The following is a 23,084-nucleotide window of genomic DNA, read 5'->3' on the forward strand; positions in this document are numbered from 1 at the left end:
GCAATAACTTCATTTTCAGGGCCAGAAAATTTACGGTCTTCGCTTAAAAAATTCGTCTGCCTCCCGGTTTGCCGGCAAGCAACGTATTCGGGCGTCTCCCGTTAAGCCCCCAAACATTTCCACTCACCCAACCTTTCCCTTCCTATGGACGCGCAACTCCTCCAGAACTATTCCGAAGCCGAAAAAACCGCTTACCTGAGCGCCATTGCCAGCCTCGCCACCGCCGACCGCCAGGCCTCGGGCGCCGAAACCCAGTTTCTGCAGGCGCTGGCGCAGCAGGCCGGCCTCTCGGGCGGCGCCACGCAACAGGTGCTGGCCGCCGCTTCGGATGCCAACAACCAAACCATCCAGCAAAACCTCGACGCCCTCAAAGGCAGCGACCTACGCTTCTCGCTCGTCACCGACCTCATCAGCTTCGCCCGCGCCGATGGCGCTTACGCTAACGACGAGGAAGCCATGATTGGCAAAATGTCGCAGTACCTCGGCATCAACCCGGAGCAGAAACAAGCCTTGGAAACCGTGGTCGACCAGGCCGCTACCGTGGCCCACGACCCGCAGGACCCGGCCAAAGAAGGCTTCTTCAGCCGCATTGGCGACAAGCTGTCCAGCGTGGGCATTCCCAAAAATGCCCTCATGGCCGGCCTGCTCGGCGTGGTGGCGCCCATGGTGATTTCGCGCGTGATGAGCGGCGGCAGCCAGAACCAGGGCTACGGCAACCAAAGCAGCGGCGGTGGCCTGCTGGGCGGCCTCGGTGGCGGCGGTAGCCTGGGCGGCCTGCTTGGCGGCGCAGCGCACAGCGGCCTGGGTGGCATGCTAGGCGGCTTGCTCGGCGGCGGTATGCTGGGCGGCCTCATGGGCGGCGGCAATTCGCAGGCCGACTTGCCGCAGCAGGGCTCGGCCATCGGCAGTGGCGGCTTGGGTTCGATGATGTCCATTCTCGGCGGCCTGGGCGGGCGGCCCAACTCGCAGCCGGCCAGCGCGGGCGGCGGCGGCTTGGGCGGCTTGCTTGGCGGCAGCAGCTTGGGTGGTATGCTCGGCGGCCTGTTTGGTGGTAACCGCTAGGCTATTAGAGCCCAACATTTACAAAGAAAAAGGCCACTCGATTGAGTGGCCTTTTTCTTTGTAAATGTTATTCAAACTTTTCCGGCCACAGGTGGTGCCACCACCGGCGTGCCCGCAAATGTGCCGCCATGCTGCTCCACTACTTCCACAATTCGGTAGTTGAGGTCTTCTTTCACGTCGAGGTATTCGTCGTAGCTGGTGGTGTCCACGAAGTACTGCACGGTGACCTCGCGGCCGGCGGGCGTGAGAGCATTGAATTTCATCTGCACGTCCTGCGTCACGAGCGGGTGGGCCTGCATGGCCGTTATCGCGCCAGCAATGATGTCGTGGAGCTGGACGCTGGTGGTTTTCTGGTCGAAGATGAGCGTGAACCCCACGCGGCGCGAGGTGCGCAGCGAAAGGTTATCCAGGGGCTTGTCAATCATGCTTTTGTTGGGCACGGTCACGTAGCTTTTCTCGGCGGTGCGCAGGCGGGTGCTGCGGAAGCCAATTTTCTCTACCGTACCGCTCACGTCGCCGGCCGTCACGAGGTCGCCCACGCCGAAGGGTTGGTCGAGGAAGATGGTGAACGAGGCGATGAGATTTTCGAGGCTTTCCTTGGCTGCGAAAGCCACGGCCAGCCCACCAATGCCCAGGCCGCCAATCAGGGCCGTCACATTCACGTTGAACACCTCGCCTAGCACCACCAGCAGACCGATGATGATGATGAGCACCTTTAGCAAATCTTTGGCGAAGGGCAGAAACTGATTGTCGAGCCGCGTGGCGCCGGCGGTTTGGCGCAATTCGTTGCGGCGCTGCACCACTAGTAGAGCAAAATCGACCAGCCGCAGCACCACCCAGGTAATGGTGAGGATAATACCCAGCAGAAAGATGCGAAGCAGCGCCACCTTGGGCCAAGGCTCGATGCCCGGCACGGCATCGGGCGGCAAGGGGTAGCGCAACACGCCAAACGCCAGGTACACCGTGGCCAGCAGCAGCAGCACCGACAACGGTTGAATGAGCGAGTCGTGCAGTTCCTGCTCGCTCACGCCGGCCGTGTAGCGTTTGGTGAGGCGGAAAAGCACGGCACTCAGCAGCCGCGACAGCAGCCGCCGCAACGCCGCGCCCACCAGCAGAATGAAGGCCGCCAGCAGGTATTGGCCCAGGGAGTTACCCAGAAATTCGTAGCTCAAAAAAGAAGGAAGCGCCATCAAATGGAGAAATGGTTGTGCCGTAGAGACGCATAATTGCGCCTCGTTGTTGGGATGGTGCAGTTAAAGCGCCACAAATAAAGAACGTCATGCCGAGCGCAGCGAAGCATCTTGCCCGCAGTCACCTTACGCCGAAACCTCACCCCCGTCCCCTCTCCCCAGAAGAGGGGAGCCAGCCGATTCAGTTCCGCGCAAAACCGGTGTCCCCTCTCCCCAAGGAGATGGGGGCAGGGGGTAAGGCGCCCGCTAGAACAAAACCCTTACTTCGCCCGAATGGCAATCACCGGGTCCAGATTGGCGGCCACGGCCGCCGGCACGATGCCGGCCACTACCCCAATGGCCACCGAGATGAGCAGCCCCAGCACGATGCGCGCCGTCGTCATAGTGAGCGGCAGGGCATCCTGCGGAATGGTAGTGACGAGCCAGACCAGGAAAATGCCGGCCCCGCCGCCAATCAGACACAGGCAAATAGCTTCGAACAGGAATTGAAACAGAATAAAGAAGTTCTTGGCCCCTAGCGACTTCTGAATCCCGATGATATTGGTGCGCTCTCGCACCGACACGAACATGATGTTGGCGATGCCAAAGCCACCCACCAGCGTGGCCAGGCCGCCAATCATGGCCCCGATGACGCCAATGCGGCTGAAGAGGGTACCAATCACGGAGGCAATCATTTCGGGCCGGTTCAGGGCGAAGTTGTCTTCCTCGCGGGGTTTGAGGCCGCGAATGTTGCGCATCACACCCTGCATTTCATACTCCAAATCGAGCAGGCCCGCGTCCTCGTCGCGGCCCTTCACGGCAATGGACACGCTGGGGCCGCCGCCCTTGCCCGTGGTACTCACGGAGAGGAGCTTGGCGAACAAACTGAATGGGATGATGCAGTTGGCGTCATTGCTCGAAATGGTGAGCAGCTTTTTGCCTTCCTTTTCCATCACGCCGATGACGGTGAACGTGCGGCCACGCGCCTTGAACTCCTGGCCCAGGGCGCTGCCGCTGGGAAACAGGTTTTCGGCAATGGTAGCGCCGATGATGGCCACCGGCCGGCCCGCGTCCATCTCCTGCGTGGTGAAATAGCGGCCTTCCTTGAGCGGCACGTTGCTCACGATGCGAAAATCGTAGGTTACGCCCTGCAATACGCAGTCGGCCACTGAGTTGGAGCCGGACTTGAGCGTATTGCCGCTGTTGGCGGCGAACATGGCCACGCCTTTATTATTCGGCCCGAGCTGCCGGCGCAGCTGCTGGAATTCGCGCGGCGTGGGGTTGGGCCGGTTGAAGTATTTCCACCAGGGTGAGTCGGGCGAAAAAATAAACGGCCATTTCTGGACGTAAATAATTTTGTCGCCCACAAAATCGAGGCTGCTGCGGATGTTGCTTTCCAGCGAATCGACGACGGTGAAGACGGCGATGATGGAAAAAATGCCCACCGTGACGCCCAGCAGCGACAGTATCGTGCGCAACAAATTGGCCTTGAGGGCATCGAGGGCAAAGCGAAAGCTTTCGAAGACGAGACGGAGCGTGAGCATTGGGAAAGGGTGAGATGCAGAAAAGAGCGGCAGTATGCCGGTGGCACCTGCAAAAGTGCACCGGATAACTTTTGCCGACGGCGGCAGTTTCTCGTAAAGCTTGTTTACAAGTTCAAAAGACGGGAAACGGCGGGGAAGTTGCTGATGATGAAAGCACGCCCCGCTGCCGGGTATTCAGGAAAAAAAGAATATTCTCGGAAAAAGCCGTACTTTTGCCTCCCCAAAATTCCGTATATTCCCCCAATCCTGCCCTATGGCGATGAAATTGCATGAGTTCAAGTTCGAACTCCCCGAGGAGCTGGTGGCCATGCACCCGGCCCGCAACCGCGACGAAAGCCGCCTGATGGTGGTGCACCGCGCCACCGGCCAAATTGAGCACCGCAACTTTAAAGATATTCTCGATTATTTCAACGAGGGCGACGTTTTGGTGTTCAACGACACCAAGGTGTTCCCAGCCCGCCTCTACGGCAACAAAGAAAAAACCGGCGCTAAAATTGAGGTTTTCCTGCTCCGCGAGCTGAATAAGGAGTTGCGCCTGTGGGACGTGCTGGTGGACCCCGCCCGCAAAATCCGCGTTGGCAACAAGCTCTACTTCGGCGAGTCAGACATGGTGGCCGAGGTCATTGACAACACGACTTCGCGCGGCCGCACCATCAAATTCCTGTTCGATGGCACCGACGAGGAGTTCCGCAAGGCGCTCTACGAGCTGGGCGAAACCCCGATTCCGAAAGAGGTTATCAACCGCGAAACCGAGCCCGCCGATAAGGAGCGGTACCAGACCATCTACGCCGAGCACATTGGCGCAGTGGCGGCTCCGTCGGCCGGCCTGCACTTCACCCGCGAGGTGATGAAGCGCATGGAAATCAAGGGCGTGGAGCCGGCGTTTGTGACGCTGCACGTGGGCCTGGGCACTTTCCGCACGGTGGACGTGGAAGACCTGACCAAGCACAAGATGGACTCCGAGAACTTCATCGTGACGGCCCCGGCCTGCGAAGTGGTGAATAAGGCCCTCGATGCCAAGAAGAAGGTGTGCGCCGTGGGCACCACCACCATCCGCGCCATGGAGGCGTCGGTGTCGGCTAATGCCCGCATGAAGCCCACCCAGGGCTGGATTGACCGGTTCATCTTCCCGCCCCACGATTTCAAAATCGCCAACTGCATGCTCACCAACCTGCACATGCCGGAGAGCACGCTCATCATGCTGGCAGCGGCCTTTGCTGGCTACCCGCTGCTGATGGAAGCCTACAAGCAGGCCATTGCCGAGAAGTATAAGTTCTTCAGCTACGGCGACGCGATGCTGATTCTTTAAGGATTCAAGCCACGAGCTTTTGAGAACGCCGGAATTCCTTCGCAGGAGTTCCGGCGTTCTTTTTTATCCAGAACTTCGCGCCAATGAAAACCCCTAACCTTCCCCGGCAAGCGCCCGGGCTCCCCAGTCCCCACGCACCCCGGCTGGCCATTTTGGTGGCCGGCGGCAGCGGCACCCGCATGGGCGCCGACCGGCCCAAACAGTTTCTGCTGCTGCGCGGCGAGCCCGTGCTGCTGCACACGTTGCGCCGCTTTGCCGAACCGGCGCTGGGCGTGCGGGAAATTGTGCTGGTGCTGCCCGCCGACCAGCTGGACATCTGGCAAGGGCTGTGCGCGCAGTTCAGCGTGGATATTCCGCACCGGCTGGTGGCGGGGGGCGCCACGCGTTGGGCTTCGGTGAAAGCCGGCCTGGCCGCGCTGGGTGCGCACGCCGAAGGCCTGGTGGCCGTGCACGACGGCGTGCGGCCGCTGGTATCGCGCCAGGTGGTGGAGCGCACCTATGCCGCCGCCGCTACCCACGCCGCCGCCGCCGCCGCCGTGCTGCCCAAGGATTCGGTGCGGCTGGTGTCGCAGCATGGCTCGGCGGCCCAGAATCGCAGCCGCCTGCGTTTGATGCAGACGCCCCAGACGTTTGAAATCGACCTGCTGCGCCGCGCCTACGCCATGCCGGAGCTGGCTTCGTTTACCGATGATGCCACGGTGGTGGATGACTTGTGCCGCGTGCAGCTAGTGGACGGCGACTACCGCAACCTGAAAATCACGACGCCGGAGGACTTGGTGGTGGCGGAGGCGCTGCTTGGCGGATTGGTGGGGTAGTGGGTTGGTGTATTTGCGGGCTGGCGGGCACAAAAAAAGAACGTCAAGCAGAGCGCAGCGAAGCATCTTTACCGCAATAGTAAATGAATGCATTGAGCGGTAAAGATGCTTCGCTGCGCTCTGCATGACGTTCTTGCGCTTCGTTTAATTCACCAATCCGCAAACCCACCACTCCACCAAATGGAATACATCAGCCTGCTCTACGACCTGCGCCCCGACGGCGTGGCCACCATCACCCTGAACCGCCCGGAGGTGTTCAACGCCTTCAACGACCCTATGAGCTACGAACTGCAGGACGCCCTGAAGCAGGTGGCGCGCGATGCCACCGTGCGGGCCGTGGTGCTCACGGGCGCCGGCCGGGCCTTTTGCTCGGGCCAGGACCTGAAGGCGGCGCAGGAGGCGGCCGCGGCCGAGGGCAAGCCCCGCTCCTTTTACGACTCGCTGCACCAGCGCTACAACCCCATCATCCGGGCCATGCGCGGGCTGCCGAAGCCCATTATCGGGCGCCTCAACGGCGTGGCGGCGGGGGCGGGCTGCTCGCTGGCGCTGGCCTGCGATGCCATTATCGCCAGCAGCGAGGCCTCTCTGATTGAGGTGTTTATCAACATCGGGCTGGTGCCAGATTCGGGCTCGTCGTGGTTCTTGCCGCGGCTGGTTGGCACGCTCAAGGCGTTTGAGCTGTGCAGCCTGGGCTCGAAAGTGCCGGCGGCGGAGGCCTTGCGGCTGGGCCTGGTGAACCAGGTGGTGCCAGCGGAACAACTCGATGAAGCGACGTATGCGCTAGCCGCCCGCTACGCTTCAGCGCCCACCAAATCTATCGGCCTCATCAAGCAGATGCTGAACAAGGCCGGCGCGGCCACCCTGGACGAGATGCTGGACTACGAAGCCCATTGCCAGCAGATTGCCGGCGAATCAGCGGACTATCTGGAAGGCGTGCAGGCGTTCAGCGAAAAGCGCAAGCCGGTATTTACGGGGAAATAAAACGCTGCTGGCTATTTCCTAAGCTAGCACTTACCGTGAATGAAAAGAGCCGTCCCAGCAAGGACGGCTCTTTTGTTTGCAGCAGAAGACAGATGGGCCGAAGCCCTAAGCAACTAGCGAAGCGTGATGGTGCGGGTGCGGCCGTTGATGGAAACGGTGGCGGTGTTGTCGCAAGCGCCGTTGCCATAGTCCAGCACCATGGTTTTGTTGTTGGAATTGCTGATGCTGATAGTGCCCTGCACGAAGTATTTGAAGCAGTCGCCGCGCTTGATAAGGGGCGACTGGACGGCGGTGGTGTAGCTCACGCCTTTGCGGTTGGTACCGGCTGAAGCGCCGGTCACGCTGAACACATCATCCGAAAACTGGGGTGTGGCATAGCCGGCGGTCTGGTTGAAGGTCCAGCTGGCGGTCCAGGAGTGGGTGCCGCCGTTGTTGGCCCGGATGATGCTGGCGTTGGTCACATCGACGGAGAACGAGCCCTGGCCCAGGTCGGTGAAGGTGCGGGTGGCGGTGTGCTGGTTGTCGTTCACGAAGTAGTTGGTGCGCGTGACCACGGCACCGGCGCGGCGCTTGAGCACATCGGTGGTGAAAGCCACCCGAATCTGGCCGCGGCGGTAGCGGCCGTCGGGGCACAGGCAATTGGTAGGGCCGAAATCGATGATGAGGACGCGGTTCTGCGCGTCGTAGGTGCGGGTGGCGCAGGTCCCGAAACGGGCTTGGAAATCGGCCGTTGTGCTGGCAAAAGCGGGGCTGGTCGAGGAGAACTCGGCCGGGCCGGCCATGTTCATGGCGTCGGTGCTGATGGCGGTTTCGATGTTGTCCTCGCTGCGGTCTTCGGCGGTGGTGATGTCGTCGGGGGCGACTTCATCGTTTTTCCGGTTGCAGGCGGTGGTGAGCAGCAGGCCGCTGGCCAGGCAGGCCAGAGTCAGGGAGCGGAGCGAAAAAGTACGCATGGCGAAAAAGGTGGGAATGAATATAAAGATACTGAAAGACGAACTGCGTTTGTGGCCGGTTGGAAGCAACTCCCCGGTTCAGGTTTAACACGGTTTCAAAAAAATGCCTAAATCATTGAAAAACCTGCTACCCGAGCCCGCGTATAGCGGGCCAACTCATCTCATACATCTTTTACAACACCACTCGCCATGCGCCTTTCGCTGAATATTTTGCTTCCGGTGCGGAGGCTGTTGCTGGGCCTGGCGGCACTGCCACTGGCGGTGGCGTGCTCTTCTAATGAGGGCGGAAGCTCCGACGCCGTGAAAGACGCCACGGCTCTGAACGAGCACAAAATTGCGGATGCCGACATCACCAAAAAGCAGGAAGCCGACGCCGAATTCCTGGTGCGGGCCACCAGCAACGCCCTGCTGGAAGTAGAGTTGGGCAAGCTGGCCCAGACGCGGGCCACGGCGCCGGCCGTGCGCGCCTTCGGCGCGGCAGCGGTGCAAAGCCGCCTCGAACTACTGACCTCCTTGCGCAGCCTGGCCGCCGCCAAGCAGCTGGCCGTGCCCTCGGCGCTCGGCGACGACGAGCAGAGCGCCTATCACGAAGCCAGCACCCAAACCGGCAGCCAACTCGACAAGCGCGTGATGGCTTTGCTCGTGAAAATCCAGAAGCAGGACGAAGATGCCTTCGACGACATGAAGGACGATGCCTACGACGGCGACATCCGCGCGCTGGCCGCCAAGTACTACACGCCGATTGATGAGCAGCTAGACGCCGCAAAAGAAGCCGCCGACGCGGCCGATAAGCTGCCGTAGCTGGCAGTCCGCTTCAGCAATTTTTCATACGACTATTTGAATTTTAGCTTTTCACCAACCCTATTTTTTCCCATGAAACGCTCTTTCATCGCCCTGCTCAGCGCTGCCACTATGCTTTTCGCGGCCGCCAGCTGCAACTCCAACGACTCCGTGAAGGAGGCGCAGAAAACCAACGAAGCAAAAGCCGACAGCGCCACGGCCGATAACGCTGTGGGCAAAGCCGAAGAAAGAGGCATGGACTACGACTCCGAATTCCTGACCAAGGCGGCCAGCGGCGGTATGCTAGAAGTGGAGATGGGCAAGCAGGTGCTGGCCCGCGCCATCACGCCGGAGGCCAAGAAATACGCCCAGCAAATGGTGGACGACCACACCAAAGGCAACGCCGAGCTGATGGCCCTGGCCGCTAAAAAGAACATCACCCTGCCCACCACCCTCGGCGACGAGCACGCCAAAGTGCTGAAGGACGTGGTGGAGGAAAAAGGCGTGAAGATGGACCAGGAGTACATGAAGGAGATGCTCAAGGACCACGAGGAAGACGTGAAGGAATACACCGACGCCTCCATCAAAGCCTCTGACCCCGACATCAAAGCCTTCGCCGCCAAAACCGTCCCGATGCTGAAAATGCACCTCGACATGGTGACCAAAATGAAGGTGGCCGTGGATGCCGCGAAGTAGCCTCCTGCGTCTGCATGCATTACGCCAAGCCGGCCTGCTCTTTATCGGAGCGGGCCGGCTTTTTTATTGACAATCAACTGCTCAGCTTTAACTAAATGTCTGAAACAAAAACAGATGGTAGCGCAACTCCGTGCGGCAATTCCCCCGTACTGCTGGTAGACATCATTCCATCCTTTCCGTTATTTTTCATGAAACGTACCCTTCTTCCCCTGCTGGCCGCGGCCTGCCTTTGCCTCACGTCCTGCGGCGACGCCAACAAAACCGCTGAAAGCAGCACCGACAGCAACATGGCCAATACACCCGCCGCCGGAGCCGACACCACGGCCATGGACGGCATGCGCGACACCACCGCCACGGGCAGCGGCACGGCCATGGGCGACCCCAACGGCCCCACCGGCCCTCACAAAGACGACAACGAATTCATGATGACGGCCGCCCACAGCGACCAGAATGAGATTCAGCAGAGCAAAATGGCGCTGGCCAAGGGCGTGACCGGCATGGCCAAGGAAATGGCCGACAAGATGATTGCCGACCACACCAAATCGACGGCTGACCTGAAAAAGATTGCCGCCAAAAAAGGCATCACCCTGCCCACCGACATGGACGCCGAGCACAAGGCTATGGCCCCGGCGATGGAAAAGCTTTCGGGCAAAGACTTCGAAGCCAAGTACCTGACCCAGATGCAGGACGACCACCAGAAAACGGCCAACACCATGATGGCCCACGAGAAAATGACCAACGACGCCGACCTGAAAGCCTTCATCGGCAAGACGCTGCCCGTGGTGCAAATGCACCTGGGCATGGCCAAAAAGGGTTCGGACATGAAGATGTAAGCCCCGGTTTTCCGACGCTTCATCCACTTAAAACGCCGCTTCGGGAAACCGGGCGGCGTTTTTCGTTGACTACAATCCTAATATTGCAGCGCTGGCCTTTGGGTTGGCTCTGTATCATGGACGGCAACGAAAAAGCCCAACACAACCGCGAGGCGTTTCAGCTGGAACGCCTGATTCTGTTCACCGATGCCGTATTTGCCATCGCCATCACGCTGCTGGTGATTGAGCTGAAGGTGCCGGAGCTGGAACACCGCACCGAGCCTGAGGCCTGGCACGGCTTCCTGCGGCTGATTCCCAAGCTGGTGGGTTTCTTCATCAGCTTCTTCATCATTGCTATTTATTGGGTGGCGCACCACCGCATCTTCCGCTTCGTGCGGCACCTGGATAACAAGCTGATTTGGCTGAACATGCTGTTTTTGCTCTGCATTGTGCTCATGCCCTTCACCACGGCATATCAGAGCGAGTACGCCATGCTGCGCACGCCCTGGATTATCTACAGCATCAACATCATTGCCACGGGGCTGATGCAGGCGCAGCTGCAAAACTACCTGCGCCACCCGAGCCCCGGCGTTACGGCCGCCCACGAGCGCACCCATCCCGACCTCGACCTGATGCGGCCCCTCACGTCGCCCATCGTGTTTGGGCTCAGCATCGTGCTGTCGTTCTTCGTACAGCCTTGGACGCTGCGCATGGTGCCGGCGGTAGTGTTCCCGCTGCTGGCGCTGCTGTTGCGCCGGCGGCACCAGCGCCTGGAACAACACCACGCCCAGACCGGGGCGGCGCGGCAGCACTCGTAAGGCGGCCTACTTCCTGGCCGGTCCCACAGCCACGCCTTCCCACTGCAGCTCGTAGGAATCGCAGCGCAGGGCGTTGATGTTCATGCGGAAGCGGCCCTTGGCGGTTTTGCCGGTAATCTGCCCGCCGAAATCGAAGCACCACGCCGTGGCTCCGCCGTTCGGCGGCTCGCAGAGGCGGCCCGAGATGGTGCCGTTGCGCACGGCGTAGGTGCCTTTGGTGGGGTCGGCGGCGCGCTGCTGCTCCAGCTTGCCGTCGCAGCGCCAGTAGCCTTTGAAGGTTAGGTTGCGCACGGTTTTGCCGTCGGGCGCCAGCACGAAGCTCAGGCTGTCGCCCTTCATGCCGTTGAGAATTTTGGCTTTGAACAGCGTGCCCGCTGCGGGTGCTTTGGGCGGGATGCCGGCGCTCAGGGCCAGCAGCGGAATCAGTACAAGGGCGCGCATGAGCAAAAATGAAAAGAGGCCGGAAAAATAAATTTTTCCGGCCTCTTTCGCAAATATTCAACTATTGCTATACTGTGGCGTACTTGCTCGTGCGCAATTCCTCGGCCAGGAAACGGGCGGTGTGGCCCTTGCCAGCCTTGGCTACCTGCTCGGGCGTGCCCTGGGCCACGATGGTGCCGCCGCCCGCGCCGCCCTCAGGGCCAATGTCGATAACATGGTCGGCCACCTTTATCAGGTCGAGGTTGTGCTCGATGATGAGGACGGTATTGCCTTTGTCGGCCAGCTTCTGCAGTACGTCGGCGAGGTGGTTGATATCCTCGAAGTGCAGGCCGGTGGTGGGCTCGTCGAGGATGTAGAAGGTCTTGCCGGTGTCCTTTTTGCTGAGTTCGGTGGCGAGCTTCACACGCTGGGCCTCGCCGCCCGAAAGCGTGGTGGCCTGCTGGCCCAGCGTGAGGTAGCCCAGGCCTACCTCGTTCAGCGTCTTGATTTTGCGCAGGATGCGGGGCTGAAACTCGAAGAACTCCACGGCCTTTTCCACGGTCATGTCGAGGATGTCGGTGATGGATTTGCCTTTGAAGCGCACTTCCAGCGTTTCGCGGTTGTAGCGGCGGCCTTTGCAGGTTTCGCAGGGCACGTGTACGTCGGGCAGAAAGTTCATCTCAATGGTGCGGATGCCGGCGCCCTCGCAGGTTTCGCAGCGTCCGCCCTTCACGTTGAAGGAGAAGCGGCCCGGGCCGTAGCCGCGGATTTTCGCCTCCGCCATCTCGCCAAACAACTGGCGGATTTCGGTGAATACACCCGTATAAGTGGCCGGGTTCGAGCGCGGCGTGCGGCCGATGGGCGACTGGTCGACCTCAATCACCTTGTCCACCAAGTCCAGCCCCTCGATGCTGCCATAAGCCAGCGGCTCCTTTTTGGCGTTGAAGAAGTGCTGGTTGAGAATCGGGTACAGCGTGTCGTGGATGAGCGTGCTTTTGCCCGAGCCCGATACGCCCGTCACGGCCACCAGCTTGCCCAGCGGCACCTTCAGGGTCACGTTTTTCAGGTTGTTGCCCTTCGCGCCTTTCAGCACCAGCTCGGTGCCTTCGCCCTTGCGCTTCTTTTTCTGCAGTTCGATGTGCTTCTGCCCGCTGAGGTACTGCGAGGTGAGCGAGCCGGAGTTGAAAATTTCCTGCGGCGTGCCCGAGGCCACGATGTGCCCGCCGTGAATGCCCGCGCCAGGGCCAATATCCAGCACATGGTCGGCGTTGAGAATCATGTCCTTGTCGTGCTCCACCACAATCACCGAGTTGCCGATGTCGCGCAGGTGCTGCAGGGCCTTGATGAGCCGCTCGTTGTCGCGCTGGTGCAGGCCGATGCTGGGCTCGTCCATGATGTAGAGCACGCCCACGAGTTGGGTGCCAATCTGGGTAGCGAGGCGGATGCGCTGGCTTTCGCCGCCGCTTAGCGTGCGCACCGGGCGGTGCAGGTTCAGGTAGTCGAGCCCCACTTCCAAGAGGAAGCCGATGCGCTTGCGGATTTCCTTGAGCAGCTCGCGGGCGATGACGTTCTGACGGTCGGTCAGCCGGTCTTCCAAGCCTTCAAACCAGCCGGCCAACTCGTTCAAATCCATTACCGACAGCTCGCCGATGTGCTTGCCGTCCATTTTGAAGTGCAGGCTTTCCTTCTTGAGGCGGTAGCCCTGGCACTCGGGGCAGGGCTGGGCCTGCGCGTACTGCGCAATCCACTCACGGATGTTGTCCGACTCGGAATCCATCTGCCGGCGCAGGAAGGGAATAATGCCCTCGAACGGCTCCGAATACATGCCCTTGCCGCTATCGGCCTCATCTTCCGAGATACCGTGCAGCAGGCGCTTCAGCAGTTCCTCGGGCAGCTTGTCAATCGGCGTGTTCAGCGTGGCCTTGTTCTTCTTGAGAATGAGCTGCAGTTGCTGAAAAATCCAGATGTCGCGGTACTCGCCCAGCGGCGCGATGCCGCCCCGGCTGATGCTCAGCTTGCGGTCGGGCAACACGGCTTCCTCGGTGATTTCCTGCACTTCGCCCAAGCCGTTGCAGGTGGGGCAGGCACCGTAGGGCGAATTAAAGGAGAATGTGTTCGGTGCCGGGTCGTCGTATGCGATGCCCGTCGTCGGGTCCATCAGGAAGCGCGAGAAGAACTGCGGCGCGGCCTTTTTGGCGTCGGGGTCGAGTACCAGCATGGTGCCTTTGCCGTGCGTGAGGGCGTTCTGCACCGAGCCCGAGAGGCGGAATCGGTCCTCCTCCTTCACCAGCAGGCGGTCAATTACGATTTCGATGTCGTGGATTTTGTAGCGGTCCACCTGCATCTTGGGCGTGATGTCGAGGATTTCGCCGTCGACGCGCACTTTGGTGAAACCCAGCTTGGCAATCTTCTGAAAATCTTCGCGATAGTGGCCTTTGCGACCCTTCACCACAGGCGCCAGCACCACCAGCTTCTTGCCGTCGGAGTGCTTGATTATGTAGTTGATAATCTGGTCATCAGATTGCCGAATCATCTTCTTACCCGTGGCGTAGCTGAAAGCCTCAGCGGTACGCGCATACAGCAGGCGCAGGAAATCGTAAATCTCCGTGATGGTGCCCACCGTGGAGCGCGGGTTGCGCGAGGTCGTCTTCTGCTCGATGCTGATAACCGGTGACAGGCCCTCAATCTTGTCCACGTCGGGCCGCTCCAGCCCGCCCATGAAGCTGCGGGCGTAGGCCGAAAACGTCTCCATGTAGCGCCGCTGTCCCTCGGCATAAATGGTATCGAAGGCCAAGCTCGACTTGCCCGAACCCGAGATGCCCGTGAACACCACCAAGCGGTTGCGCGGAATCTGCACACTCACGTTTTTCAGGTTGTGCTCGCGCGCGCCGTACACTTCAATGTACTGGGCTTCCAAGTGCTGCGACTGGTGGGCCGCGTCGTGGGGCGCGGGGGGCGGCAGCGTCTCGGGCGTCTGATGCTGGAGGGCCACGGCCACGCTGGCCAAATTGGGCTGGGTGGCCGCCGCAGCTGCCGGTTCGGTGAGGGTGCCGGCCAGTTGCTTTTTCAGCGGAGCAGCGGCGGTTTTCGGTGCTTTGGCCGACGCCGACCTTTGGTTGGAAGCTTTAGCAGCCGGGGTAGCAGTTGATTTTTTGGCCATTCAGGAACGCAGCGAATAAGTGCGTAAAGGTACGTAGAAGCGCCCCCGAAGGCTAATGCGAAAGGCATATTTGCCAGTTGCGTTAGCCGGCGCAGGGCCGGGGGCGTCGGTGCACAACAGCAAGCGGCCCTCATTTGTCCCCGGCTTTCGGACAGAAAACCAATGGGCGACGATTTGTGAGAGTTGGGCGATGTTTTTTCGGGCTGAGGCTACTTCGCCGGGCACCTTGGCACTTGCCTTGCACCTATTGAGTTGCAGCGCCGTTAGGGGCCTGTTCCACTTCTTCATTCAATCCATTCTCATGAAACCCCTCGCAAGATTTTTTGGCGCGGCCCTGGTGGGCGCGTTTGCCCTGTTGGCCACGCCGGCCGCCCAGGCGCAGGTGGGGGTGAATATTAATATCGGCGCACCGGCCTGGGGCCCGCAGGTCCCTTACGGCACGCAGTATTACTACATCCCCGAAATTGATGGGTACTACGACCTCTACAACCAACAATACATCGTTTTTCAGGACGGCTACTGGGTGCCGCTGCCGCAGCTCTACGGCTACGACCCCTACCAGTTCCACCCGGTAATTGTGGACTACCGCGGCCCCCAGCCTTGGCTGCGCGTCGACTACTACCGCCAGCGCTACGCCTACCAGCCCTACCGTAACTACGGCCCCAGCCGCGGCGGCTACTATAGCGGCTATGGCTACAGCGGTGGCTACAATGGTTACGGCGGCTACAACCGCCCGGGCACCGCGTACTCCAACGGCCGCAGCTACAACGGCCGCGACGGCTACCGTGGCAACGACAACCGCGGCGGCGGCCAGTATCCCGGCGGGGGCTACAACAATCCGCCGCGCGGCAACCAGCAGCCTCAGCCCCAATCGCAGCCGCAGCCGCAGGGCGGTTACAATCCCGGCCCGGGCCAGAACCAGGGCAACCACGGCGGCCAGGGCCAGCCCGGCGGCTACAACGGCGGCTACAACGGCGGCTACAACGGCGGCGGGCGTGGTGGTAACGGCGGTGGCCACAGCCGCAGCCGTGGCTAAGCCAGCGGGCCGAGTTGTCGTTCAACCTGCCCACTACGAATGCAGTATAAGGCACCCGGTGCGGCCCGCGCGGCGCCGGGTGTATTTTTTTAACTTGATGCTCCCGCCCATGAAACTGATTCCCAACTTGTTTTGCGCCGTCCTGCTTGGAGGCGTTATACTGGCCGCCGCGCCAGCAGCGCAGGCCCAGATTAACGTCAACATCAACACGGCGCCGCCGGTGGTGGTGGGCGCCCCGGCCGATGCGCAATACTACTACGTGCCCGAAATCAACGGTTATTACGATGTGCCGGCCCGACGCTACATCGTGCTGCGCAACGGCAACTGGGTACGGGTGGAGCGGCTGCAGGGCTACGACCCGCGCAACTTCCACCCGCAATACATCGATTACCGCGGCAACTCGCCCTGGACCTACCGCGGCGGCAACCCCAGCAACGGCGCGCTGCCACCCGGCCAAGCCAAAAAGATGGGCTACCCCGCCAACCCCAGCAATGGTGGCCTGCCCCCCGGCCAGGCCAAGAAAATGGGCGGTGGCAAAGGCCATGGGCACGGCAAGCACTAATTGCCGCAACCGTCAGCACGAAGCCCCGCTACATTGGCGGGGCTTTTTGGTGGTCCACAGTTTGGCATCGCGCTTGCCAATGCGTTGCCGTCACTTAATTCAATCAAGCTATGAACTTGCTTCCTAAAACCTTCTGCACGGCGCTACTTTGCGCGCTCATCGGGGCGCTGGCGCCCGCCGCCCACGCGCAGGTCAACGTGAACATCAACACCGCGCCGCCGGCCTGGGGGCCGCCCGTGCCACAGGGCACGCAGTTCTACTACATCCCCGAGATTGACGGGTACTACGACCTATATGCCCAGCAGTACATCGTGTTTCAGAATGGCCAGTGGGTGGCCCTGCCGGCCCTGAACGGCTACGACCCTTACGCCTTCCACCCGGTGGTGCTCGACTACCGCGGCCGCCAGCCGTGGGTGTACGTGGGCGCCCACCGCGACCGGTACCCGCGCCGCGTGGTGGTGGTGCAGCCCCGCCCCGTGATAGTGAACCGGGGCTTGCCGCCCGGCCAGGCCAAAAAGCTTTACCGCGAAGGCTACCGCGAAGGACGCCACGATAATGACCAGGGCCACGGCCGGGGCAATGGCCACAGCCGCGGCCGGCGCGACTAAACGCTCAGGTAATAGCATAAAAAAACCGACCTGAAAAGGTCGGTTTTTTTATACCTGCAGGCTGGCTTAAAACGCCGCGTTTTTGGGGTAGCGCGGGAAGGGAATCACGTCGCGGATGTTGCTCATACCGGTCACGAACAGCACGAGGCGCTCGAAGCCCAGGCCGAAGCCGGCGTGCGGCGCGGTGCCGAAGCGGCGGGTGTCGAGGTACCAGTCGAGGTCTTCGGCGGGCACGTGCATTTCGGCCATGCGCGTGGTGAGCTTGGTGTAATCTTCCTCGCGTTGCGAGCCACCGATGATTTCGCCGATACCGGGAAACAGCACGTCCATGGCGCGCACGGTGCGGCCGTCGTCGTCCAGCTTCATGTAGAAGGCCTTGATTTCCTTCGGGTAGTTGGTGAGAATGACGGGCTTCTTGAAGTGCTTCTCCACCAAGTACCGCTCGTGCTCCGACTGCAAATCGGTGCCCCAGTCGACGGGGAATTCGAATTTCTGCTTCGCCGATTTTAGGATTTCGACGGCCTCGGTGTAGGTGAGGCGCTGGAAGGCGTTATCGACCACGAAGTTGAGGCGGGTGAGCAGCTCCTTGTCGTACTGCTCATTGAGGAAGGCGAGGTCGTCGGCGCAGTTGGCCAAGGCGTAGCGCACCAGGCTTTGGAGGAAATCCTCAGCCAGGTCCATGTTTTCTTCGAGCTCGTTGAAGGCCACTTCAGGCTCAATCATCCAGAACTCGGCCAGGTGGCGGGCGGTGTTGGAGTTCTCAGCCCGGAAGGTGGGGCCGAAGGTGTAGATGCTGCCCAGGGCCATGGCCGCCAATTCACCCTCAAGCTGTCCGCTCACGGTGAGGTTGGTTTGCTTGCCGAAAAAGTCCTGCGTGAAGTCCACGGAGCCGTCTTCGGTGCGGGGCGGGTGCTCGGGCGGCAGCGTGGTGACGCGGAACATCTGGCCCGCACCTTCGGCGTCGGAACCGGTGATGATGGGCGTGTGGACGTAGAAAAAGCCGTTCCGGTTGAAGTAGTCGTGGATGGCGAAGGCCAGCGCGTGGCGCACGCGCAGCACCGCGCCAAAGGTGTTGGTGCGGGGGCGCAGGTGGGCAATGTCGCGCAGGTGCTCCAGCGAGGTGGCTTTCTTTTGCAGCGGGTAGGCCTCGGCATCGGCGGCGCCCAGCACGGTGACTTCGGTGGCTTGAATCTCTACGGCCTGGCCTTTGCCCTGCGAAGCCACTAGCGTGCCCCGAATGGCCACGGCCGCGCCGTTGCTCACGTCCTTGAGGGTTTCCTCGGGGAAATTCTCGGCGGCAGCCACGGCCTGGATGGTGTGGATGGTGGAGCCGTCATTTACGATGATGAACTGCACGTATTTGTTGCCGCGGCGGGAGCGAACCCAGCCTTTGACGAGGACTTCGCGGTCGAGGTCCTGGCTGGCCAGAAGTTCTTTGACGGTGGACCGTTTGAGGGACATAACTTGCGGGGGAAGCGGATTGTAAGAGGGCAAAGGTAGAGCCATAGCGTGGACTCTGCGAGTCCGCGCATTGCAGAGGCTTGGTGCCGACCCGTCCGGGCGCGGACTCACAGAGTCCACGCTACATCAACTTTTCATGCCAAAGGTTAGTAAAACGGACTGTCGGCTGGTCCTTTCCGTACTTTCGTCATTATGCAACGCCTCGACCTTAAACAGCTCCTCTCGCAAAAGCTTAGTCCGCAGCAGATTCAGTTCATCAAGCTGCTGCAAATCCCAACGGCGGAACTGGAGACGCGCATCAAAGAGGAAATGGAGGTGAACCCGGCGCTGGAGGAAGACGAACCCGACGACGCCGAGGACCTGGAGCGCGACGATGACGACAGCGACGACTCCGACGACCCGGACGCCAGCCTCGACAACGACGAAAACACCCTGGACGAGGACTTTGACGACCGCAGCGGCAACGACTCGGAGATGTCGGACGAGATGCCCGAGCCTGACCTGGCGCCCAAGGATGAAGGCCCCGCCGACACCGATGCCAACGCCGACAACACCGACCTCGACCTGAGCGACTACCTCAACGACGACGAAATAGCGGGCTACAAGATGCAGGGCGACGGCCCCGGCGAGGAGGAGGAGCGCGACACCCCGCTGGCCGACACCAGCGGCTCGCTGCTCGACTCGCTGCTCGACCAGCTGCACTTTGCCAACCTCGACGAGCGGCAGGAGGCCATCGGCCAGCAGCTCATCGGCTCGATTGACGGCGACGGCTACATTCGGCGCGATTTGGCGGCCATTGCCAACGACCTGGCCTTTAGCCAGAACCTGGAAGTGACAGTGCCCGAAATTGTGGCCGTGCTGCGCGTGGTGCAGCAGTTCGACCCGCCCGGCATTGCCGCGCGCGACCTGCCCGAGTGCCTGCTGCTGCAGCTGGAGCGCCGCCCGCAGGACGAGGCCACGAACAACGCCGAGCGCATTCTGACCGACACGTTTGAGGAGTTCAGCAAGAAGCACTACCCGCGCATTCAGCAAAAGCTGGACTTGGAAGATGACGAGCTGAAGGAGGCCATCAGCGTGATTCTGAAGCTGAACCCCAAGCCGGGCGGCAGCGGCCCCACCGGCCTGGGCAAGACGCAGTACCTGATGCCGGACTTCATTCTGACGAACGACAACGGCGTGCTCAACCTGACCCTGAACGCCCGCAACGCCCCCGAGCTGCGCGTGAGCCCAGCCTACACCGAGATGTTCCGGACCTACGACAAGGCCGCCAAGAAGGACACCAAGATGAAGGAGGCCGTGACCTTCGTGAAGCAGAAGCTCGACTCGGCCAAGTGGTTTATCGACGCCATTCGGCAGCGGCAGAACACGCTGCTGCGCACCATGAACGCCATAGTGGAACTGCAGCGCGAGTTTTTCATGGAAGGCGACGAGGGCAAGCTCAAGCCGATGATTTTGAAAGACATTGCCCAGATGATTAGCATGGACATCTCGACGGTGAGCCGCGTGGCCAACTCGAAATCCATCCAGACCGAGTTCGGCATCTACCCGCTCAAGTACTTCTTCTCCGAAGGCATTGCCACCGACTCGGGCGAGGACGCCAGCAGCCGCGAGGTGAAAAGCATTCTGAAAGACCTCATCGGCAAGGAGAGCAAGGAGCGGCCCCTCAGCGACGACAAGCTGGAAAAGATGCTCAACGCCCGCGGCTACAACATTGCCCGCCGCACGGTGGCCAAGTACCGCGAGCAGCTCAACATTCCGGTGGCCCGGCTGCGCAAGGAGCTGTAGGGTGGAGAGCGAAATGTAAGACGCCTGTCATCCTGAGCGCAGCGAAGGACCTTATCACGCTTGAACGACTTGTTCGTGCTTGATAAGGTCCTTCGCTACGCTCAGGATGACAGGCGTTCTTCGACAACCGTCTTTCATGCCTCATCCCTTCTTCATAATTCCTTAAGCCGGGCCTCCCGTTATTTACAGGGTGAAAACCAACGCCCTGTCCGCCGACACCCTGCCCACCGATACGACTGAGCTCCAGCAACTACTCTTGGCCGAGCGCGCCCGCCGCGAGCGGGCCGAGGCGGACCTGGTGCGCCTGCAGGCCCAGAGCCAGATTCCGCTGCTCAACCCCAACCCCATCCTGCGGGTCGATGCGACGGGCCAGCTGCTGTTTGCCAACAACGCGGCCGAGGCGCTGGCCCAGGAGCTGCGCACGGCGGGCCCCTCGCGGGTGCGGCCCCAGTTGGTGCACGCGGCCACGCAGGCCCTGCGCACCGGCGAGGTGAGCCAGGGCGAAGTGGTGGCCAACGGGCAGTATTTTCTGATTTACACGGTGCCGCTGGTGGAAGACCAGACGGCCCTGCTCTACCTCACCGACGTGACGGCCCAGCGGCAGGCCGAGCAGGACAACGGTGAGCAGCGCGAATTCTACGAAACCATGCTGGCCCACCTGCCGGCCGTGGTGACCGTGCTCGACCCCGACCAGCGCTACCGCTACATCAACCCCTACGCCGAGCCCGACCCGGTGAAGCGCCGGGCACGCATCGGCCAGTCGTTTGCCGACCACGCGGCCCGCCAGGGCCTGCCCACCGCCCTGGTGATGCGCCGCCGCCGCCTGTTTGAGCGGGCCGTGCAGAGCCGCGAGCGGGTGAGCTGGGAAGAGCGCTGGCCCGGCCCCGACAACGAGATACAGCTGTACTGGCTGTGCTACTACCAGCCCGTGTTCGGGCCCGGGGGGGAGCTGCGCGAGGTGCTGTGCTACGGCCTCGACATCACCGTGCGGCGGCAGGCCGAAGCGCGCATGCAGCAGAGCGAGGCCGAAATCAAGGCCCAGCAGACCTTTACCAACCTCGTGCTCGACCTCAACCCCAACCTGATTTGGGTGCGCGACGCCCAGGGCCGTACCGTGTTTGAGAACGCCGAGATGAAAACCCAGCGCCGCCACATTGCCGAAGTGGCGGGGGCCCCGTCGATGGAGGCGGCCATGAACAAGGAGGAAATTCAGGTGGCCGTGGAGGCCGACCAGAAGGTGCTGCGCACCGGCCAGCCGCTCACCACCCAGATGTCGATGAAGCTGGCCGACGGCACGCTGCGCTGGTACCAAACCGTGCGCTGCCCCCTGGTGCTGGCCGACGGCACCGCCCAGGTGCTGGGCGTGAGCACCGACATCACGGCCCTTAAGCAGGCCCAGCACGCGGCCGAAGCCGCCGCCACGGCCCGCGAAAACTTCCTGGCCAACATGAGCCACGAAATCCGCACGCCCCTGAACGGGGTGCTGGGCATGACCAGCCTGCTGGCCAAAACCGGCCTCAACGAGCAGCAGCTCAACTACGCGGCCATCATTCAGCACTCGGGCCGCCACTTGCTCAACGTGGTGAACGACGTGCTCGACATGGCCAAAATCACCTCCGGCAAGCTGGAGCTCGAGAAGTCGGCCTTCAACCTCTGCGACTCGATGGCCCACGCCGGGCAGCCGCTGGCCATTCAGGCCCAGGAAAAAGGCATCCGGGTGGTGGGCACGCTGCTGCGCGACTCCTGCCCCCACCCCTGGGTGCTGGGCGACTCCTACCGGCTGAACCAGGTGCTCATCAACCTGCTCTCGAACGCCATCAAGTTCACGCCCATGGGCGGCACCATCACGGTGGGCGGCCATTTTGTGAGCGAAACCGCCGACACGCTCACCACCGAGTTTCGGGTGACGGACACGGGTATCGGCATCGCGCCCGACAAGCTCGAAACCATCTTCCAGGAGTTCACCCAGGCCTACGCCGACACCACCCGGCAGTTTGGCGGCACCGGGCTGGGCCTGAGCATCAGCCGGGCGCTGGTGCAGCAGATGGGCGGCAAGCTCACGGTGCAGAGCGAGGTGGGCAAGGGCAGTTCCTTCTCCTTCGTCACCACCCTGCCCAAGGCCAGCCCCGAGGCCCGGGCGGCGGCCCTGGCCCCGCGCGCGCCGGTGCAGGAAGCGGCCGTGCGCGGCGCCCGCGTGCTGCTGGTGGAAGACAACCCCGTGAACCGCGAAGTGGCCCAGCTGCTGCTCGAAGGCCACGGCGTGCTCGTCGACGAGGCGGCCAGCGGCATCGAGGCCCTGGAGCAGTTCGAGCTGCACCGCTACGACGTGGTGCTCATGGACATTCAGATGCCGGGCATGAACGGGCTGGAAGCCACCGCCCGCATCCGGGCCCACGCCGACCCCACCAAGGCGGCCACGCCCATTCTGGCCCTCACGGCCAACGCCTTCCGGGCCGATGCCGAGAAGTACGCCGCCGCCGGCATGAACGACACCCTGCCCAAGCCCTTCGACGAGGCCGAGCTGCTCAGCAAGCTAGCCTCGCTGATGGCCGGCGGCAGCGCCCCCCTGCTGGGCAAAAAGTCCGCCGAGGCGGCCCCAACCCCGCCCCCGGCCCCCGAGCCTGCCCCCACGCCTGCTCCCGAGCCTGCTCCCGCCCCCGCACCAGCCGCCCCCGCCCCGGCCGAGCTCTATAACCTGGCCCTGCTGCACGAAACGGCCCACGGCAGCGTGGCCTTCATGAACCGCATCCTGCTTTCGTTTCATACCAACACGCCCGCCAGCATCGAGGAGTTGCGGGCCGCCCTGGCGGCTGGCGACTGGCCCACTGCCGGCGCCGTGGCCCACCGCCTGCGCCCCTCGCTGCGCCTACTGGGCGCCGCCCGCGTGGCCCCGTACCTGGAAACGCTGGAAGCCACCGAAGCCACCGCTGCCGGGCGGCAGGCGGCCACGGAGGGTTTCATCGCGGAACTCACGGCCCTGCTGGAAGGGCTGCCGGGGCGGGTGGCGGCGTAGGGGGGCGGAGGCTGGGGCACTAACGGCGCGGGCGGGACGCCTCACCCCCCGGCCGGCATGCTAACGGCGCGGGTGGGGCGCCCCGCCCGCGCCATTGAGA

At 62.1% G+C, this 23,084-nt stretch carries 19 protein-coding genes; 13 read left to right on the forward strand and 6 right to left on the reverse strand.

All coding sequences use genetic code 11. The features are described 5' to 3' along the window. Window positions 1-144: 144 nt before the first annotated feature. Window positions 145-1,062, forward strand: a complete 918-nt coding sequence (locus tag Q5H92_RS02250; RefSeq protein WP_305009838.1) for a TerB family tellurite resistance protein — start codon at window positions 145-147, stop codon at window positions 1,060-1,062. A 71-nt stretch (window positions 1,063-1,133) separates the two neighbouring features. Here the strand turns inward: Q5H92_RS02250 and Q5H92_RS02255 are convergent, their stop codons facing one another. After that, window positions 1,134-2,252, reverse strand: coding sequence for a mechanosensitive ion channel family protein (locus Q5H92_RS02255; RefSeq protein WP_305009839.1), 1,119 nt, complete (start codon window positions 2,250-2,252; stop codon window positions 1,134-1,136). A gap of 260 nt (window positions 2,253-2,512) precedes the next feature. Next, entirely contained in the window at window positions 2,513-3,775 is a 1,263-nt protein-coding gene (locus Q5H92_RS02260; RefSeq protein ID WP_305009840.1) for an ABC transporter permease, read from the reverse strand. A 259-nt stretch (window positions 3,776-4,034) separates the two neighbouring features. On the opposite strand from Q5H92_RS02260, the gene queA reads away from it, so the two are divergent. From queA to Q5H92_RS02275, 3 genes are all read left to right on the forward strand, one after another. Beyond that, a complete protein-coding gene (gene queA, locus Q5H92_RS02265) occupies window positions 4,035-5,084 on the forward strand; it encodes a tRNA preQ1(34) S-adenosylmethionine ribosyltransferase-isomerase QueA (protein ID WP_305009841.1) in 1,050 nt (349 codons plus the stop codon). Between the two features lie 83 nt (window positions 5,085-5,167). Further along, on the forward strand, window positions 5,168-5,899 hold the full coding sequence (locus Q5H92_RS02270) for a 2-C-methyl-D-erythritol 4-phosphate cytidylyltransferase (protein WP_305009842.1): 732 nt from the start codon (window positions 5,168-5,170) through the stop codon (window positions 5,897-5,899). A 180-nt stretch (window positions 5,900-6,079) separates the two neighbouring features. Further along, window positions 6,080-6,880, forward strand: a complete 801-nt coding sequence (locus tag Q5H92_RS02275) for an enoyl-CoA hydratase-related protein (RefSeq protein WP_305009843.1) — start codon at window positions 6,080-6,082, stop codon at window positions 6,878-6,880. Between the two features lie 113 nt (window positions 6,881-6,993). Here Q5H92_RS02275 and Q5H92_RS02280 read toward each other — a convergent pair whose 3' ends face one another. Next, window positions 6,994-7,833 (reverse strand): hypothetical protein, encoded by an 840-nt coding sequence (locus Q5H92_RS02280; RefSeq protein ID WP_305009844.1) that lies wholly within the window; start codon window positions 7,831-7,833, stop codon window positions 6,994-6,996. 189 nt (window positions 7,834-8,022) lie between these two features. Here Q5H92_RS02280 and Q5H92_RS02285 point away from each other — a divergent pair, with 189 nt between their 5' ends. The 4 genes from Q5H92_RS02285 to Q5H92_RS02300 all read left to right on the forward strand — a co-directional run bounded on the left by Q5H92_RS02285 (window position 8,023) and on the right by Q5H92_RS02300 (window position 10,939). Further along, window positions 8,023-8,634 carry a DUF4142 domain-containing protein gene (locus tag Q5H92_RS02285; protein WP_305009845.1) on the forward strand — a complete coding sequence of 204 codons (612 nt, stop codon included), beginning with the start codon at window positions 8,023-8,025 and terminating at the stop codon, window positions 8,632-8,634. 72 nt (window positions 8,635-8,706) lie between these two features. Continuing rightward, window positions 8,707-9,309 (forward strand): DUF4142 domain-containing protein, encoded by a 603-nt coding sequence (locus Q5H92_RS02290; protein WP_305009846.1) that lies wholly within the window; start codon window positions 8,707-8,709, stop codon window positions 9,307-9,309. A 188-nt stretch (window positions 9,310-9,497) separates the two neighbouring features. Then, window positions 9,498-10,142: a DUF4142 domain-containing protein gene (locus tag Q5H92_RS02295; protein ID WP_305009847.1), complete on the forward strand. Its 645-nt coding sequence runs from the start codon at window positions 9,498-9,500 to the stop codon at window positions 10,140-10,142. A 116-nt stretch (window positions 10,143-10,258) separates the two neighbouring features. Beyond that, window positions 10,259-10,939, forward strand: a complete 681-nt coding sequence (locus tag Q5H92_RS02300) for a TMEM175 family protein (protein ID WP_305009849.1) — start codon at window positions 10,259-10,261, stop codon at window positions 10,937-10,939. A 6-nt stretch (window positions 10,940-10,945) separates the two neighbouring features. Here the strand turns inward: Q5H92_RS02300 and Q5H92_RS02305 are convergent, their stop codons facing one another. After that, window positions 10,946-11,380, reverse strand: coding sequence for a hypothetical protein (locus tag Q5H92_RS02305; protein WP_305009850.1), 435 nt, complete (start codon window positions 11,378-11,380; stop codon window positions 10,946-10,948). A gap of 67 nt (window positions 11,381-11,447) precedes the next feature. Further along, complete coding sequence (gene uvrA, locus Q5H92_RS02310) at window positions 11,448-14,519, reverse strand: excinuclease ABC subunit UvrA (RefSeq protein WP_305009851.1); 3,072 nt, start codon at window positions 14,517-14,519, stop codon at window positions 11,448-11,450. Window positions 14,520-14,820: 301 nt separating this feature from the next. Between uvrA and Q5H92_RS02315 the strand changes: the two genes are divergently transcribed. From Q5H92_RS02315 to Q5H92_RS02325, 3 genes are all read left to right on the forward strand, one after another. Next, entirely contained in the window at window positions 14,821-15,555 is a 735-nt protein-coding gene (locus tag Q5H92_RS02315; RefSeq protein WP_305009852.1) for a hypothetical protein, read from the forward strand. A 109-nt stretch (window positions 15,556-15,664) separates the two neighbouring features. After that, on the forward strand, window positions 15,665-16,117 hold the full coding sequence (locus tag Q5H92_RS02320; RefSeq protein WP_305009853.1) for a hypothetical protein: 453 nt from the start codon (window positions 15,665-15,667) through the stop codon (window positions 16,115-16,117). Between the two features lie 110 nt (window positions 16,118-16,227). Further along, window positions 16,228-16,725, forward strand: coding sequence for a hypothetical protein (locus tag Q5H92_RS02325; protein ID WP_305009854.1), 498 nt, complete (start codon window positions 16,228-16,230; stop codon window positions 16,723-16,725). A 66-nt stretch (window positions 16,726-16,791) separates the two neighbouring features. Here Q5H92_RS02325 and asnS read toward each other — a convergent pair whose 3' ends face one another. Beyond that, window positions 16,792-18,186: an asparagine--tRNA ligase gene (gene asnS, locus Q5H92_RS02330; RefSeq protein WP_305009855.1), complete on the reverse strand. Its 1,395-nt coding sequence runs from the start codon at window positions 18,184-18,186 to the stop codon at window positions 16,792-16,794. Window positions 18,187-18,378: 192 nt separating this feature from the next. On the opposite strand from asnS, the gene rpoN reads away from it, so the two are divergent. Further along, a complete protein-coding gene (gene rpoN, locus Q5H92_RS02335) occupies window positions 18,379-19,971 on the forward strand; it encodes an RNA polymerase factor sigma-54 (protein WP_305009856.1) in 1,593 nt (530 codons plus the stop codon). 190 nt (window positions 19,972-20,161) lie between these two features. After that, window positions 20,162-22,984: a response regulator gene (locus tag Q5H92_RS02340; RefSeq protein WP_305009857.1), complete on the forward strand. Its 2,823-nt coding sequence runs from the start codon at window positions 20,162-20,164 to the stop codon at window positions 22,982-22,984. Window positions 22,985-23,084 lie beyond the last annotated feature (100 nt).

Origin of the sequence: Hymenobacter mellowenesis (assembly GCF_030581005.1) — a bacterium.
Classification (GTDB): Bacteria; Bacteroidota; Bacteroidia; order Cytophagales; family Hymenobacteraceae; genus Hymenobacter; species Hymenobacter mellowenesis.